Origin of the sequence: Winogradskyella pacifica (assembly GCF_003386275.1) — a bacterium.
GTDB lineage: Bacteria > Bacteroidota > Bacteroidia > Flavobacteriales > Flavobacteriaceae > Winogradskyella > Winogradskyella pacifica.
Genome location: NZ_QREI01000006.1, coordinates 119,099 through 134,446, shown reverse-complemented (window position 1 = coordinate 134,446; position 15,348 = coordinate 119,099). Strand labels below are relative to the sequence as shown.

The 15,348-nt window shown below is 33.6% G+C and carries 12 protein-coding genes; 4 read left to right on the top strand and 8 right to left on the bottom strand.

Going from position 1 to position 15,348, the window contains the following annotated elements; translation table 11 throughout:
- Positions 1 to 17 precede the first annotated feature (17 nt).
- Positions 18 to 1,082 (top strand): sensor histidine kinase, encoded by a 1,065-nt coding sequence (locus DFQ09_RS13250; RefSeq protein ID WP_115811104.1) that lies wholly within the window; start codon positions 18 to 20, stop codon positions 1,080 to 1,082.
- The gene (locus DFQ09_RS13245; RefSeq protein ID WP_115811102.1) at positions 1,079 to 1,810 is read left to right on the top strand and encodes a LytR/AlgR family response regulator transcription factor; all 732 of its coding nucleotides are present in this window, start codon (positions 1,079 to 1,081) and stop codon (positions 1,808 to 1,810) included. The genes DFQ09_RS13250 and DFQ09_RS13245 overlap by 4 nt, the downstream gene beginning before the upstream one ends.
- Here DFQ09_RS13245 and DFQ09_RS13240 read toward each other — a convergent pair.
- Positions 1,807 to 8,064 (bottom strand): alpha-2-macroglobulin family protein, encoded by a 6,258-nt coding sequence (locus DFQ09_RS13240; RefSeq protein WP_115811100.1) that lies wholly within the window; start codon positions 8,062 to 8,064, stop codon positions 1,807 to 1,809. The genes DFQ09_RS13245 and DFQ09_RS13240 overlap by 4 nt on opposite strands.
- A gap of 239 nt (positions 8,065 to 8,303) precedes the next feature.
- Here DFQ09_RS13240 and DFQ09_RS13235 point away from each other — a divergent pair, with 239 nt between their 5' ends.
- Together DFQ09_RS13235 and DFQ09_RS13230 are read left to right on the top strand one after the other, a co-directional pair.
- Positions 8,304 to 9,248 carry a tetratricopeptide repeat protein gene (locus DFQ09_RS13235; RefSeq protein WP_115811098.1) on the top strand — a complete coding sequence of 315 codons (945 nt, stop codon included), beginning with the start codon at positions 8,304 to 8,306 and terminating at the stop codon, positions 9,246 to 9,248.
- A gap of 227 nt (positions 9,249 to 9,475) precedes the next feature.
- Positions 9,476 to 10,834 carry a UDP-N-acetylmuramate--L-alanine ligase gene (locus DFQ09_RS13230; protein WP_115811096.1) on the top strand — a complete coding sequence of 453 codons (1,359 nt, stop codon included), beginning with the start codon at positions 9,476 to 9,478 and terminating at the stop codon, positions 10,832 to 10,834.
- A 125-nt stretch (positions 10,835 to 10,959) separates the two neighbouring features.
- Here the strand turns inward: DFQ09_RS13230 and DFQ09_RS13225 are convergent, their stop codons facing one another.
- The 7 genes from DFQ09_RS13225 to DFQ09_RS13195 form a co-directional block, all read right to left on the bottom strand.
- On the bottom strand, positions 10,960 to 11,715 hold the full coding sequence (locus tag DFQ09_RS13225) for a haloacid dehalogenase type II (RefSeq protein WP_115811296.1): 756 nt from the start codon (positions 11,713 to 11,715) through the stop codon (positions 10,960 to 10,962).
- 94 nt (positions 11,716 to 11,809) lie between these two features.
- Positions 11,810 to 12,466: a DsbA family oxidoreductase gene (locus tag DFQ09_RS13220; RefSeq protein ID WP_115811094.1), complete on the bottom strand. Its 657-nt coding sequence runs from the start codon at positions 12,464 to 12,466 to the stop codon at positions 11,810 to 11,812.
- A 50-nt stretch (positions 12,467 to 12,516) separates the two neighbouring features.
- Positions 12,517 to 13,188 carry a hypothetical protein gene (locus DFQ09_RS13215; protein WP_115811092.1) on the bottom strand — a complete coding sequence of 224 codons (672 nt, stop codon included), beginning with the start codon at positions 13,186 to 13,188 and terminating at the stop codon, positions 12,517 to 12,519.
- 19 nt (positions 13,189 to 13,207) lie between these two features.
- Entirely contained in the window at positions 13,208 to 13,534 is a 327-nt protein-coding gene (locus DFQ09_RS13210) for an EthD family reductase (protein ID WP_115811090.1), read from the bottom strand.
- An 86-nt stretch (positions 13,535 to 13,620) separates the two neighbouring features.
- Complete coding sequence (locus tag DFQ09_RS13205; protein WP_092469443.1) at positions 13,621 to 14,184, bottom strand: carboxymuconolactone decarboxylase family protein; 564 nt, start codon at positions 14,182 to 14,184, stop codon at positions 13,621 to 13,623.
- A 74-nt stretch (positions 14,185 to 14,258) separates the two neighbouring features.
- Positions 14,259 to 14,822 carry a TetR/AcrR family transcriptional regulator gene (locus DFQ09_RS13200; protein ID WP_115811088.1) on the bottom strand — a complete coding sequence of 188 codons (564 nt, stop codon included), beginning with the start codon at positions 14,820 to 14,822 and terminating at the stop codon, positions 14,259 to 14,261.
- A gap of 140 nt (positions 14,823 to 14,962) precedes the next feature.
- On the bottom strand, positions 14,963 to 15,268 hold the full coding sequence (locus tag DFQ09_RS13195) for an immunity 53 family protein (protein ID WP_092469675.1): 306 nt from the start codon (positions 15,266 to 15,268) through the stop codon (positions 14,963 to 14,965).
- Between the last annotated feature and the right edge of the window lie 80 nt (positions 15,269 to 15,348).

Below are 15,348 nucleotides of genomic sequence, written 5' to 3'. Positions count from 1 at the left end.
CGGCTAAAGAAGAATAAATGAAGCTTTTAACAAACTATAAATACTGGATTATTAATTTTTTTGGGTGGATTTTATTCGCGCTTTTTATGCTCACTATAGACAAGATATCCTATGGAGGTGGAGGTGAAGAATCAATTAACCGGGTTTATTACTTATTAACCGAAGGTGTCTTATGTGGCTTATTAGGTTTTATATTATCGTTTATTATTCTATACTTTATCGAAAATTACTTTAATATCGGTGATTATTCTAAAAGCGATGTTTACAAACTTATAGCCGTAGTTGTAGCAACTCAAATTATTTATCATAGTGTACTTTGGCCTATGTTAACGATTCCTGCTAACTATTTTTTAAATGTCGGTGTCGAATTAACCTTACTTCAAAAGTTAACAAACGTGCCTCATTTTTTAGCCTATTTTGTGGTTTGGTTGTTTGTTGTTTTAACATTGAAGTTGGTGTATTATATTAACACCATTAAAGTAAAACAACTAGCGTTAGAAGCGAATTTAAAAGAAGCACAACTCAACACTTTAAAAGGGCAAATCAATCCACATTTTATGTTTAATAGTTTGAATAACATTCGTGGGCTTATGCTTGAAGATGCCGATGTGGCTAGAAACATGTTAACCAATTTATCTGAGACCTTAAGGTATTCGCTCACCAAAAGTGAATTGAATTCGATTTCTTTAGAAGATGAATTAGAGATGGTAGAAAACTATATTGAAATTTCTAAAATTCAGTTTGAAGACCGTTTACAATTTGAAACCCATATTGATGAAGCGTCTTTAAACAAACAAATTCCACCAATGATTATTCAAATGTTGGTTGAAAATTCGCTTAAACACGGTATTTCAAATATAAAAAGTGGAGGTGAAGTAGTTTTATCAACGCTTGTGTCGGATCATCAATTACAAATTGAAGTGACTAATTCTGGGAAATTACAGAAAAGCGAAAATTCTACGCAGTTAGGCTTAAAGAATATAAAGAAACGTCTAGAATTACTTTATGGTCAAAATGCGACCTTTACGTTAAAAGAAATCGAAAATAAAGTGGTTGCCACTATTAAAATGCCAATCGTATGAAAACTTTAAAAGCTGTTATTGTAGAAGATTCGCGTTTAGCTCGTAATGAGTTAAAAGAACTATTAAAAGCTCACCAAGACATAGAACTTATTGGTGAAGCTGAAAATGTAGATGAAGGTTTTGAGCTGATTACTAAGACAAATCCTGATTTACTTTTCTTGGATATTAATATGCCAGAGAAAGATGGTTTTGAACTTCTTGAAATGCTTGATGACGTGCCAATAACTATTTTTACAACCGCTTTTGATGATTATGCTATTAAATCTTTTGAGTACAATGCATTCGATTATTTATTGAAGCCTATTAGTCAAAAACGTTTTTCGAGTTCTATCACTAAAGTTCTTGAAAAAATTAATGCGACATCAACTACCACAACTGAAAAAGAAGAAGGTCTGCGTTTAGATAAGCAGATATTTATTAAAGACGGTGAAGAGTGTTGGTTGGTTAAAATTCAGGATATTTCACTCTTTGAAATTGTAGGTAATTATACACGTGTCTTTTTTGATTCCAATACTCCTCTAATTTATAAATCACTTGCGCAAATTGAAGAAAAGTTACCTTCAGATGTGTTTTTTAGAGCCAACCGTCAGCAGATCATTAATATCAACCACGTTAAGAAAGTCGTATCTTGGTTTAACGGGAAACTAAAAATAGAAATGAATTCTGGAGAAGAAATTGAAATCTCCAGAAGACAATCCTATATATTTAAAGATCAATTAAGTTTTTAGTCCACCGTAATTCTAACACCTTCGCTATGGCTACTAAATTCTGGCGCATACATACTCTGAATAGTACTAATGCCGTTACTCATGTCACCGGCGTTATTCACTCTTAAATCATATTCAAATACATAAACACCTTTTGGTAAATAGTCCATAAAGAAATTGGTGGCCGCATCTTTTGTGCTTTCATAATAACCTAAACCATCTTGCCATTTGTATTGCGATAGTACGTTTACAGGTTCTAAACCAGCAGCACGCATATCTTTAAGATGCACAAATTCCATGGTGCGATCGGTTCTCAATTCAATTCTAACTCTAATTAAATCTCCTACTTTTAATTTACTTGTTGAGGTGATTTCGGTGATTTCTTCACCTTTATCAGTATTCGATTTTAAGAACAATTTTTTACTCAATTTTAATGGCGTCTCAGCTGAAGTTATTTTGTCTAAATCTTCAAAATACTGCCAGTATAAAGCTCCCCAAGCAATACCTTCACCTTTTTTAGTAATGGTAACATTGGCTTGTTCTGGTTTAATTTCAGAACCATTCCAAGATGTTTTATAATATCCTGTGCCAGCTTCTACGTTTACGTTTTCTAATGTTGAAGGTGAAATTGTTTCACCACCTACTTTAACGTCTACTTGTTCTGTAACGCTAAGCCAATCGCTGCCTTGTAGCAATAACGCATATACAGCTTCTGAGGTGGCTTTAGTCGTTTTCCAACTGTTGGTCTGCTTGTTTTTTAGTAACCATATTTTTAGATTGTCTACAACTTCGAGATTCTTTGCTTCACTTTGTATACTTGTACCAATTTCAGAAAACACCTCCACCATTAAGGCTTGTGTTTCAACTGGTGCTTGGTACCAGTGCCATGAGTTGGTATTGGTTTTCCAGTACATGCCTAATTCCTCTGAAGTAATACTGTTTTCTTTTAATGATTTTACAATTTTACCAGCCGTTTTTGCATCATCTGATCTATGCATGGTTAAGGCCATTAAGCCTTTCGCGTATAATGAACGCGATAACCAATATTTCTGAATCTGTCCTTGGTAATACTCCATAATATTCTGAACTTCTTTCGAAGGTGTCATTTCAGGGTAAAAACTTCGTGTATATAAATAATGCAATTGGGTATGTGACAAATGATCTTTGCTTAAATCAGCATCTTTGTTGTGTTTTCTAATGTCTTTATATTCTTTAACAAATTCGGTATCTAAATAGTCTATGGCGTTTTCGATCATAGAACCTTCGACTGCGCTCAGGCTGACATTTAGTTGTTTCAAATGCCCAAAACCAGCAATAATATGTTGGGTAATAAATCGATTATCACGACCACCATTAAACCAAGGCCAAGCTCCAGAACCGTGTTGATTGTTCTTTAATTTACGAACAGCAGATTGCAATTCGTTGTTCATTTTATTAAGGTCGAATAATAAGGCAATACGTTTTTTCTGTTCCGTTTCCGATTCTGCATCACGTAACCAAGGTGTTTCTTCAATCAATAATGATTTCAATTCTTGGTTCTTTTCTAAATTAGAAAGCAATGCGTCAGTAGATTTCCATTGGTTAAAAACGGCTTCAATTCTTGGATTCGATTTTACTATATGTTGGGCTAAGGCATTCGCATAGTAACGTGAAAATGTCTGCTCATTACACTCATAAGGATATTCCATTAAATAAGGTAGGGCTTGTACAGCATACCACGCCGGATTCGATGTCATTTCTAAGGTTAACTTATGGTGACTCAGCGTTGTTGAGGTAGTATTCTTCAGTTTATCTAAAGTGAATGTTTTTGTTTGGTTAGAACGGATCCACATTGGTAGCGTTTCTGTAACTAGCATTCTATTAGATAAAACAGGTAAGGCATTTTGCTCGCCATCACTAAAATCACCAGCTTTTGCAATCACTTTATATTGTACCGCTTGGATGTTTTTTGGAATATTTAAACTCCAAGACACTTGTGTGTTGCCTTTCGCATCAACTACAAAAGGAGATGTGTTACTAGAATTTGAAAGTTCTGTATCAATCGATTTACCTGTCACAGCATCAGTTAAAATCAATTGAGCCATTCCAGATAATTCATTGTCCGTAAGATTTGCAATTTTTGTACTAATCGTAATTTGATCTCCTTCTCTTAAAAAACGAGGGGCATTCGGTATTACCATCAATTCTTTTTGCGTCACTGTTTCTAATTTCGTCACGGCACTTTCTAAAGTTTTAGTATGTGCTAAGAGTTGTAATTTCCATTTAGTTAAAGCTTCTGGTGCCGTGAAATTGAAGCTTACGTTGCCTTCCTTATCGGTTTGCAATTGTGGAAAGAAGAATGCGGTTTCGTTTAGGTTTTTTCGGACTTCCACTTTTTGCAAGTCACTAAGACCTTGGCTAGTTGTAATTATTATAACTCCGTTTTTACCTTTTTCGCCATATAGAGCAGTTCCTTCTTCAGCTTTTAAGATCGTATACTCTAAAATATCTGAAGCTTCGATAGATCTAAATTGTGTTTCTGTTGCTATGTTTCCATTGATTATAAAAAGAGGTTCACTGTTACCAGTTATAGATCCTGTGCCTCTCAAAATAATAGAGTTGTCAGATCCAGGTTGACCTGAGCCAGATGCTATATTAAGTCCTGAAACTGCTTCATTTAAATTATTTAAAGCCTTTTTGTTTTCTGCAGAATCTGAAACCATAGCTACATCTCCCGTTGAAGAGCGTCTTTTACTTTTGGTTGAATAATAATAATAATTATCCCCAAAATAAAATCCAAACCAATTCAGTTCATCATAACCTTGATATGGATATTTCACATCTGTATAAAAATTATTGAATACTCTAAAATTAGTGTTTCCAAAACTTTGTCTAGAATTTTTACCCAGTCTTCCATGATAAACAGGGTTGTTAATAGGACTAAAATTCCAGTTATGAGATCTGAATTCATCTAAAGAGGCATCATACATACTTGCTAATAATTCAGCAGATACTTTATCTCCTTTAGGGCCTTTAATTTTGAAACTCCAGGTTTCATCTTGTCCTGGTTGTAGTTTGTCTCTAAACGTTGTGGTTTCAATATCTAAATCCGTTTTAGGGTAAGGGACACTAACATTAAAACTCTGAGATTTAAATTCGTTGAACGCTGCAAAAGACGTATGAATGGCAAAACCTCCTACATCACTTGCTAAAACAGGTATAAGAATTGTTTCTTTTGAATTATGAAGCTCCACTAATTGCGTCATTATAATTTTACCTTCTTTTTCAATTTCAACAGTAACGGTTATATGTTCTGCGGCAGAACCTAAAGTTAGTTTTGCCATAGAATTGATCTCGTAAGTGTCTTTATCCAATTGCGCTTCGTACAATTGGTGGTCTGCAACCGTTTTGTCTTTATCACTAAAAAGAGATGTAAACACTTGGTCTTTTACCGTTTGTCCAAATTTATCTTTGCTTTCTACAATAATCATATATTGACCAGAATCCCATTTGTGAAGACGTTTTAGAATGATCGTTTTATCTTTTTCGGTATCAAATTCAGTATTAAAAACCGCTTTGCCTTTTGTCCAATTGGTTAATTGACCTTCATTATCATAATAGGCTTCATGAGGAAATAGTGTTTTAAATTCAATTTCAGAAAGCGTTTGGTAATCTGGTGCTTGCCAAGGCCGTGTTCTTAAAACACGATCTGGTGCATTTAATTTATATATTTTTAATTGTCCTTTTGCTGGTGCGAATTCACCATTAAGATTTTGCGACGCTAAAGTGAATTCAATTTCTTTTTGATCTTTATCAATTTTCTGAGGAGCAATAATATTGAGTGTCATGGCATGATAACCAACATTAACAATGGTAGACGTTGAACGTGTTTCGCCATTAATATCCGTCACATCTGCTGTGATTTCATAATTAAAAACAGGGAGATTTTCTTTAGAGACACTTTCATCCGGAAGCGCTTTAAACATAATTTCAAACTCTCCTTTAGCATTTGTTTTAGTCTCACCAAAAGTGATTTCTTGGGCTTCCACATTAAAATATGGACGTCTCCAATAATACCAACTCGGAAATTTCACATTTCGTTTTACACGATACACCACTTTAGCATCTGTAATAGTACTCCCGGCAAAAGCGATTGCCGTTCCGTTTACCGTAATGCTATCGTTTACTTTGTAAGTTTCTGTGATAGGTTGAAATTCTGGTTTAAACTTTGGTCGCTTGTATTCTTCCACAGAAATATTGGTATAACTATTAGTTCCACTAAACATATTAATAGTGTAATTACCCGTTAAACCATCGTTTGGTAGTAAGAATTCTCCATGAACCGAACCGAATTCATTAGTTAATAAATTTATTTCCTTGACAACCTCTCCATTAACATTCATTAATTTGACTATTACAGTTGCATCAGCCGAAACCGTTGTTTTTTCGTTTTTAGATTTGGTAGCAATACCTTTAAAATAAACTATTTGTCCTGGTCTGTAAATACTTCGATCCGTGAATAAGAAGTTACGGTACTGTGTATCGTTGTTTTCATCTTGGTTGTAAGTTCGGTTGATGTAATAGTTGCCAAAATAAGCCGTATCGTCTTTAGAGTTGACTTCTATTTGAATGCTATTGTAATAGTTATTGTCTTTTGTGAATTGAAATTTTCCAAAACGGTCTGTTGTAAATACTTTCGTAAATTGTTTGCTGTTGTGAGTATTATAGGAGAGTTTCACCTTAATACTAGCTTGAGGTTTTCCATTATATCTATCAATAACTTGATAAATATGGCTGTCATTTTCTGAGCTCTCTATTAAGGCTAAATTCGTAGCTTGAATATGCGCTGTAGCAAAAACATTCGTGTAGTTGTCAGTATTAGTATCGGCTTTAACGATGTATAAACCATTATTTAGATTTGGTAATACAATTTCAGTGCTATGATTTTGGTGATCGCCTTCGGATTTTAATACACTCGAAAACGTTTCAACAGGATTCAGTTTTTTAAAGAAAGCCTCTTTATCATCTACGCTATAAATCTCATTAAAAGCCTCTAATTGCTTTTGTGAAACTTTATAAACTTTAAAGTCTAAATGTTCTAAGTTCTTATAAGTTACTAATAGTTTTGAAGGTAAATTTATTTGAATAAATTCTTCGGTTTGAAGCTCTAAGTTGGGCTTACCAATATGCGCTATTAAAAACTCACATTTTTCAGCGCCAATACTATTCGGGAATTTAGCAATTGCCGCATTACATACTGCTATCGCTTCTTTTAGTCTCCATTGGTTTTTGCTGTTATTGTCATTTTCTCCTAGTGTAGGATTGAATAAATTACCTTGTTTTTCATACAGCTTAGCAATTTCATAATCGTACAACGTCGATAATTCTGAAGCTTTTAATTTTTTTGATGTCGATTGTAATGTATTAAGAAGCTGGTCTTCTAAGTTTGAAAACGTACCATGCTGCGCTACAAAATTTAAGCGTTCAATATCCACATCTACAAAGGCTTTTGAAGTTTTGTCTTTACGATGAAACTTCAATAAATCTTGATAAATTTTTAACGCATTGCGTTGAAGCGATAAGCTGTCTTTAGAGGTTAAATCTATACTTGTGAAAATTTCACTATCAGCAATAAAGTGATTGTTATCAATACTAAATTTGTAAGCAGGTTGTGTGATGCTGTTTTCGTCAGTTTTATAGAATTTGAGTGCATTATGGCTTAATAAATCAAATAGTGTTGGGCGATAGTCTTTAGAATTTTTGGATTCATTTAAAAGTACAGCATAATCGTTTAATGATTGGTGTTGTAATAAGTCTGCATTTTCAAGTGAACGTTGATAATACACATGAATTTCATTAAAAATAGTCTCTAAATCCCAAGTTCTAAAGTCATCACTTATCTTTTCTGACGTTTTAGTTCTGTTATAAAATTGGTAACGACTTTGTTGAAAATATTGCCAGTACATGGTAGCTAACATATTCTCTAAAAGATGCTTTGTGACGGGGTCTTTGCTTGTGTCAATTTCGGTTTTAAACCGATTCACAATGTTGAGTTGTGCATCTTCTTCTAATATGAGCATATACTTACTGATATGTAATAATGCTTTGATGCGTTGTTGGGTATTGTCAGCTTTAACGGCGTTTTTATAAATAGTTTCAACCAAATCGGCAGCACTTTTAGTAAGGCCGTCATATTCGAATTTGTCCACGTCTTTCCATTGATTTTCAAAATCATTTTGAGCATTAGAAAAGGAAGCAAAGCAAAGTATCATGAGTATTGATATATAGTTTTTCATAGTAGTTGTCGCAAAAGCGGTGATTTTTTGGCGAATCTGTTTATGTTAATTTAGATATAAACACATTCTATTAATTTCTACAAAATACATTCAAAATGTATTCCAAAAAAAGTAATAAGTAGTGAACGTCTTATTTGAATGAGTGAAGTTAAACAATTTGTAAGTGAAAGGAAACGTTATTAAATTAAGATTTTACGACTAAGTCTTAAATTGTATTTTTGTTTTATAACTATAGTTCTATGTATCGTTTCTTCTGGATTTTATTATTGACTTCAATGTGTTTCTCTCAGACTTCAAAGGAAAAGGCTGAGGCTTTTATTGCAAATAAAGCGTATGAAAAGGCGCAAAGCGAGATGCTTTTGTTTTTAAAAACCAATTCTGGTGATAACGATGCTATTGAGCTTTTGGGTGATGCTTATGGGTATCAAAAAAAATGGGATGACGCTATTGAGCAATATAAAACCTTAACTCAAAGGCAACCGAGTAATGCAAATTACCACTATAAATTTGGTGGTGCGTTAGGCATGAAAGCGCTAAGCATAAGTAAGCTAAAAGCATTAGGTATTATTGGTGATGTTAAAGAGGCATTTTTAAAGGCTGCGGAACTCGATCCGAATCATATTGAAACCCGTTGGGCCTTGGTAGAGTTGTATGTGTCGTTACCGGGCATTGTAGGCGGTAGTTTTTCTAAAGCTTTAAGTTATGCCGAACAGTTAGAACAATTATCTAAAGTTGATGGTTACTTGGCTAAAGGTTATGTTTACGAATATGATGACGAACCAGAATTGGCCGAAAAATATTATAGACTAGCTATAAAAGTTGGTGGCTCTGTAACCTGTTATGAAAAATTGACCAATTTCTACGAAGGTCAAAAGCAACCAGAAAAAGCCATCGGAAATCTAGAAGAAGCTAAAGATAAACACCAACGTAATGCGATGCATTATCAGATCGGGAAAGTTTGTGCCGATTATAATATTCAGTTAGATAAAGGTGAAGGCATGCTGAAAGTTTATCTTTCAAACCATTCTGCAAAAGACGGAGTGCCCAAAGAATGGGCCTACTATCGTTTGGCGCAAATTTACAAGCATAAAAACAATAGGGCAGAAGCTTTGATTTGGATCAATAAAGCAATTTCTGGTTTGCCTGATATTGATGTATTTCAAGAGTTTAAGGAGGCGATTTAATTTTATTTTCTGATCTCGATAAATGTATTCCTTCTTTGTTGCACTTCGAATGACTAAACACTTGAACTGACGTATCGTGTGAGTTTAGTGGTTTGTTTTTTTTATTTAGTCCTTTTGTCAGTTCGAGTGATTTTTGAGGTACGAGAAAATCGTATCGAGAACCTTGTTTGATAAATTCTCATTTCAAAAAACTTATAGTATTTTTACGGTATACATTTAAGGATACTATGAACGTACATTTTATCGCTATTGGTGGTGCAGCAATGCACAATTTGGCCTTAGCACTTCACAATAAAGGTTATAAAGTTACAGGAAGCGACGATACTATTTTCGAGCCTTCAAAATCGAGATTAGATGCTAAAGGTTTATTGCCTGAGGCTTTTGGTTGGTATCCTGAAAAGATTACTTCAAACTTAGATGCTATTGTTTTAGGAATGCATGCTAAAGCTGATAATCCGGAATTGTTAAAAGCCCAAGAACTCGGTTTAAAAATCTACAGTTATCCTGAATTTCTATTCGAACAAGCTAAAAATAAAACACGAGTTGTTATTGGTGGAAGTCATGGAAAAACAACGATTACTTCCATGATTTTACATGTGATGCATTACCACGATCGTGATGTGGATTATATGGTTGGTGCACAACTGGACGGTTTTGATGTGATGGTAAAACTTACAGAAGACAATGATTTTATCGTTTTGGAAGGTGATGAATATTTGAGTTCACCAATTGACTTACGACCAAAATTTCATTTGTATAAGCCTAATATTGCCTTGTTAAGTGGTATTGCTTGGGATCATATTAATGTGTTTCCAACGTATGAGAATTACGTAGAGCAATTCAGCATTTTTGTAGATTCTATTGTCACAGGTGGAAGTATTAATTATAACGAAGAAGATCCTGAAGTAAAGCGTGTCGTGGAAGCTTCCGAAAATCAGATTCGAAAAATAGCCTACAAAACACCAGAATACACCGTTGAAGATGGTGAAACTTTATTAGAAACTCCAGAAGGTCCAATGCCAATTGAAGTTTTTGGTGCACACAACTTAAATAACTTAGCTGGTGCCAAATGGATTTGCCAACATATGGGCATCGATGAAGACGATTTCTACGAAGCCATTTCTACGTTTAAAGGTGCGAGCAAACGTTTAGAGAAAATTGCAGAATCTAAGACAAGCGTAGCGTATAAAGATTTTGCACACTCACCAAGTAAAGTAGAAGCGACAACCAAAGCAGTAAAAGAACAATATAGCGATAGAACATTAGTAGCTTGTTTAGAATTACATACGTATAGCAGTCTTAATGCCGAATTCTTAAAAGAATATAAAGGAGCTTTAGATGCCGCAGATGTAGCGGTCGTTTTCTATTCTCCACATGCTGTTGAAATAAAGAAATTAGAAGAAGTTACAGAAGCACAAATTGCAAATGCTTTTGAGCGCGATGATTTAATCATTTACACCAATCCAGAAGATTTTAAAAATTTCTTGTTCTCTCAGAACTTTGATAACAAGAGTTTGTTGTTAATGAGTTCTGGTAATTATGGTGGTTTGGATTTTGATGAGGTAAAAGAACTCCTACGAAATTAGGAGTCTTAGATTTAAAAAATCCGCTTTTTATAGTTAAGAATGTTTGTTCTTAATATAATACCAATAATAAAAAAGGAGCTCTTTTTAGAAGCTCCTTTTTTTATTCAATATTTTTTATTGTCACTTTATTTATAAGTCACCAAAACATCGGCTACCTTTTGTAAATCTGATTCTACAATTTCTGTTGTTGGTGCTAATGGGAATAATTGTTGACCAGGTCTGCTGATAAATGCAGCTCGCCAACCAGCCCAAACGGCTCCGGCAACATCCCAACCATGCGCTGCGATTAACATACATTCTTCAGGTTTTACACCCATTTTACGTGCTGCCCAAGTGTAGGCATCTGTAAATGGTTTAAATTTTCCTATATCTTCTACACTTAGTCGTTCATCAAAATAGTCGGTTAATCCAGCGCTTTCAAATTGTTTTTTTACACCTTCATTAGATGAGTTGGTAAACGATACCAATTTATAACCGTCTTTTTTTAGTTGAGCCAATGCGGCTTTTACATCAGGATGCGCAGGTAAGCCTCTCAAAGAATTTACAATGACGTTTCTGGCTTCTTTTTCAGAAATTGTAATATCATTATTTGCTGCAACCATTTGTAAAGCTGCCGCGCCAATATTACCAAAGTGTTCGTATTGGCCACTTGCGGTTGTTACTAATGAATATTGTAGCATGGTAGTAAACCAAAGCGATAGTAAATCTTCTCTACCATTAAGCGCTTCACCAACTTGCTTTTTCATCTGGGTGAGATCTAAAAGCGTTTCATTAACATCAAAAAATAATACTTTAGGTCGTGTTGTGTTTGTCATAATGTTTTTATTTTTTTGTGTGTTTCCTAAAACTATGTTTGGCATTAACATTCCTGTTGTACCCATAATTCCTAAGTTTTTAATAAAATTCCTCCTGTTGTTTTTCATTATTATGCTTTCGGTTTTTATATAAATAATTTGAATATAGCCAACTGCTGCGTTAGATGGATTTCTGTTCAGCAATTAATTCAGATAACACTTGTTTAAATGTATCTACAGGTTGCGCTCCGGTAACGGCACTTTTTCTGTTAAACACAATTGTTGGTACAGAGTTGACCCCTAATTCTTTCCAATAACCTTGTTTTTCTCTTACTTCTAGTCGTGCGTCTTCACTATCCAATTTAGCTAAGGCGTCCTCTGCGTTTAAACCAACACTTAAAAGTGTCTCTTTTAAGACGTCTTTTTTAGACACATCTTTTCTGTCGCTAAAAAACGCTTTAGTGAATGCCATTTTTAATTCGGTTTGTTTCCCGAAGTCTTTAGCATATTCTAATAAAATATGAGCATCAAAGGTGTTCACCATACGCATCTCATCAAAATAATCGAATTTAAAACCTAATTCTTCACCAGCATCTGCCATATGTTGTTGCGATGCTCTTTGTTGATCTAAGGTCGAACCGTATTTTTCAGTAATGTGTTCTATCACATTCTGACCTTCGGCTGGCATATTCGGATTCAACTCAAAAGGTTGCCATTCTATATCTATTTGGTCTTCAATTCCTAATTCTGAAATCGCTTTTTCTAAACGTTTGTAACCAATGGTACACCAAGGACAAACTACATCTGAAACGATATCTATTTTTAATTTATTTGCCATGTTTTTATTTTTAATTAAATTTTATATGTATATCCGTTATACTAATTTTATTATTTGCTAATTAGATTAGTATTTAGAAAGCTATTTTCCCTTTGTTCATCTTCTGTAACTTGATCTCTTGACACTACATTTAAAACCATAGAGTTAACTATTCTGTTTTTATTTAAATCTTTATTTATAATTAAAGCTTTATGAAAAACACCTAACGTATCGACATCAGATTTCGGACTGCTATTATTAATTATAAGAATAGAATAATTATCCATGTTAACTAACTTTAATTTTGAAATAAAAGGTAATAATACGTTCTCATTATCTTTAAAAACAGGTGAAAAATTATTAAAATAATCTTCAGGTGCTTCAAAGGCTTCATTAGCGTAAGTATAATAATCCGCTATGTGCAATTCACTTTTAATAGCACTAGGCTCATAACCCAACATTAATATAGATTGATCTGTAGCATTATCTACATGAAAAGGTGTAGTCACCTGCTGATCAAATCGAACTAGCCAATGATAACTTAGTTTTTTATTAAATTTTGAAACACTAAGTTTTGATAATTCTTTTTTTAGGTCTATCATAATAGACCTGAATTGATAAGGTGTTATTTCTTTTTTGCTGAAAACGAGGTGAATAAAGCCAGGCGGTTCCGTAGTAGTTCTAAAAACTGCTTGGAAGCTCTTATTGGCTATTTGTTTTATCGTCTCTCCTTCAATTTTCATTTAAACACCTTTATAATCTCTAGTCTTTAGTTTTAAAGATAATCAATTTACTAATTTGAAGCTCTGCCTGTACATTACTATAATTTTTTACATCAGCAGCAAAGGTCGCTGCATGAGGGCCAAAAGCCTTTTGAAAAGACGCTACATCATCAAATAATAAATGTGCAATAGCAACATAAGGAGCCGGTTCTTCAGGAACTCTACTTGCGATACCCAAATCTAACTCTAATCCTTTTAAGGCGTTACCAACACGTTCTGCAACCATTGGTAAATGCTTATTTTGGTAATAGTCCGTATCAAATTGTACGTCTTTACTATTAGGGTACATTACAGAAACTTTTATCATAATTGTAATTTTTAAAGATTAATAAACCTTCCGAATTAACGGAAGGTTTAAAGCTATTAATCAACCTGTGGCCTGGTTTATAGGGATTATTTAGCCACATTCTCTTTAGACCATGTAAATGCTTTAAATCCTGCATCTACAGGTGTATTTGCAATATGATTTACATAGTTACTTATTGTTTTTTGAGATAAACCTAAGATGATCTCTAAGACTTGTGCTTCACCATAACCAGCAGCATAAAATGCATCTAAATCATCTTGCGTTACGTAACCACGATTTCTAACAATAGTTAATGTTAAGGTACGTAAAGCTTCTAATTTTGAACTCTCAAGTGGTGTTTCGTTACGTAATGCTTCTGTGATAGCATCATCTACTTTCATCATTTTTGCGATACCTGTATGTGCAGGAACACAATAATGACAAGCGTGTTCTACGTTGATAGTTTGCCACACCACTGTTAATTCTTCTTCGTTAAATGAAGAGTCAACAAATAATTGGTGTAAAGCTTGGTAAGCCTCTAATATTTTTGGTGCTCCAGCTAAAACGCCATGTAAACCAGGAATCATTCCGTAAGCTTTTTGAGAGTTCTCTAATAATGCTTTACTTTCTTCTGGTGCACTTTCGATATTGTGAATTTTTAAAGTTGTCATAATTTTTCTTTTTTATTATTTGTAAATGTTAAATTTATCTAAACGCTCGTTTAGTTATTTGCAAAAAAAAAGGATTATAAATTTTTGAAGGTCATTTCAATATAATCTTCAATTTCTTGAGCTGTGTTCACTCGTGCTGCAGCTGCTAAGCCGTGTTTTGCTAAGAGTAAGTAATTTGCTTGTTTTAAAACGGTGTCTTCATCTTTTGAAGCATCCATCTGTAGTTTTTCTATAATAAGAGCTTTTAAATTCCCCATAAAAGATGTCATTTCGTCTTTTATAAGTTGGTCTTCGTTCTCTGAAAACTCGTTGTACGTATTAGTCACCAAACAACCTTTTTGATTGCCAACTTTAAAATTGGAATTTATAGAGTCGTGAAAAAACTGTTTAATGTCTTCAACTCCATTTGTGCCATTTTTAAATCTTAATAACGTCGCACTGACTTTCGTTTTATAGTGTTTTAAACTTTCAAGAAACAAACCGTGTTTATTACCAAAACTAGAATATATCGAAAACTTATTAATGCCCATTTCTTTTTCGAGCATTTGCATTGATGTCGCTTCATAACCATTTTTCCAAAAAAGGTTCATGGCTTTTTCTACGACGTCGTCTTCGTTATATTGTTTTTTTCTTGCCATTATTTCTAACTACGGTACAAAACTAAACAATCGGTTAGATATAAAATAGTATTTAACGTTTATTTATAGTTTTGAAGCTATTTTTCCGGTTTTGAGAGTCATCTATTTTCTTAAAAACGTTAGGTTTAGTCAAGAAAATGCTAATCTTCGTTTTCAATTTTTTCAATCATCTCTCTAAAAAGATTCAATAGAAAAGTCAGTTTACTAGCATCACCAGCTGCTCTAAATCGTTGGTTCTGAATTTTAACTCCATACCAATCTTGTTTTCCGTTTTCGTTAAGAATCCATTTAATTTCAAGATTTGCTATAGATGTTTTTGAAATATCAATTTCAACATCCCAACCTAACGGACTGTCTATAGTAGTAATTTGAACGGCATCGCCTTTTTCCCATTCACCATCAGCATTCTCTTTAAGCCAATTTTGTATCCAGTCTAAAATTTCCATTTATGTTATCGTATTAAATGATGTCATTCTGAGAGCAGCGAAGAATCTCAATGAGAAGAATCTGAGTTATCTAAAGTATT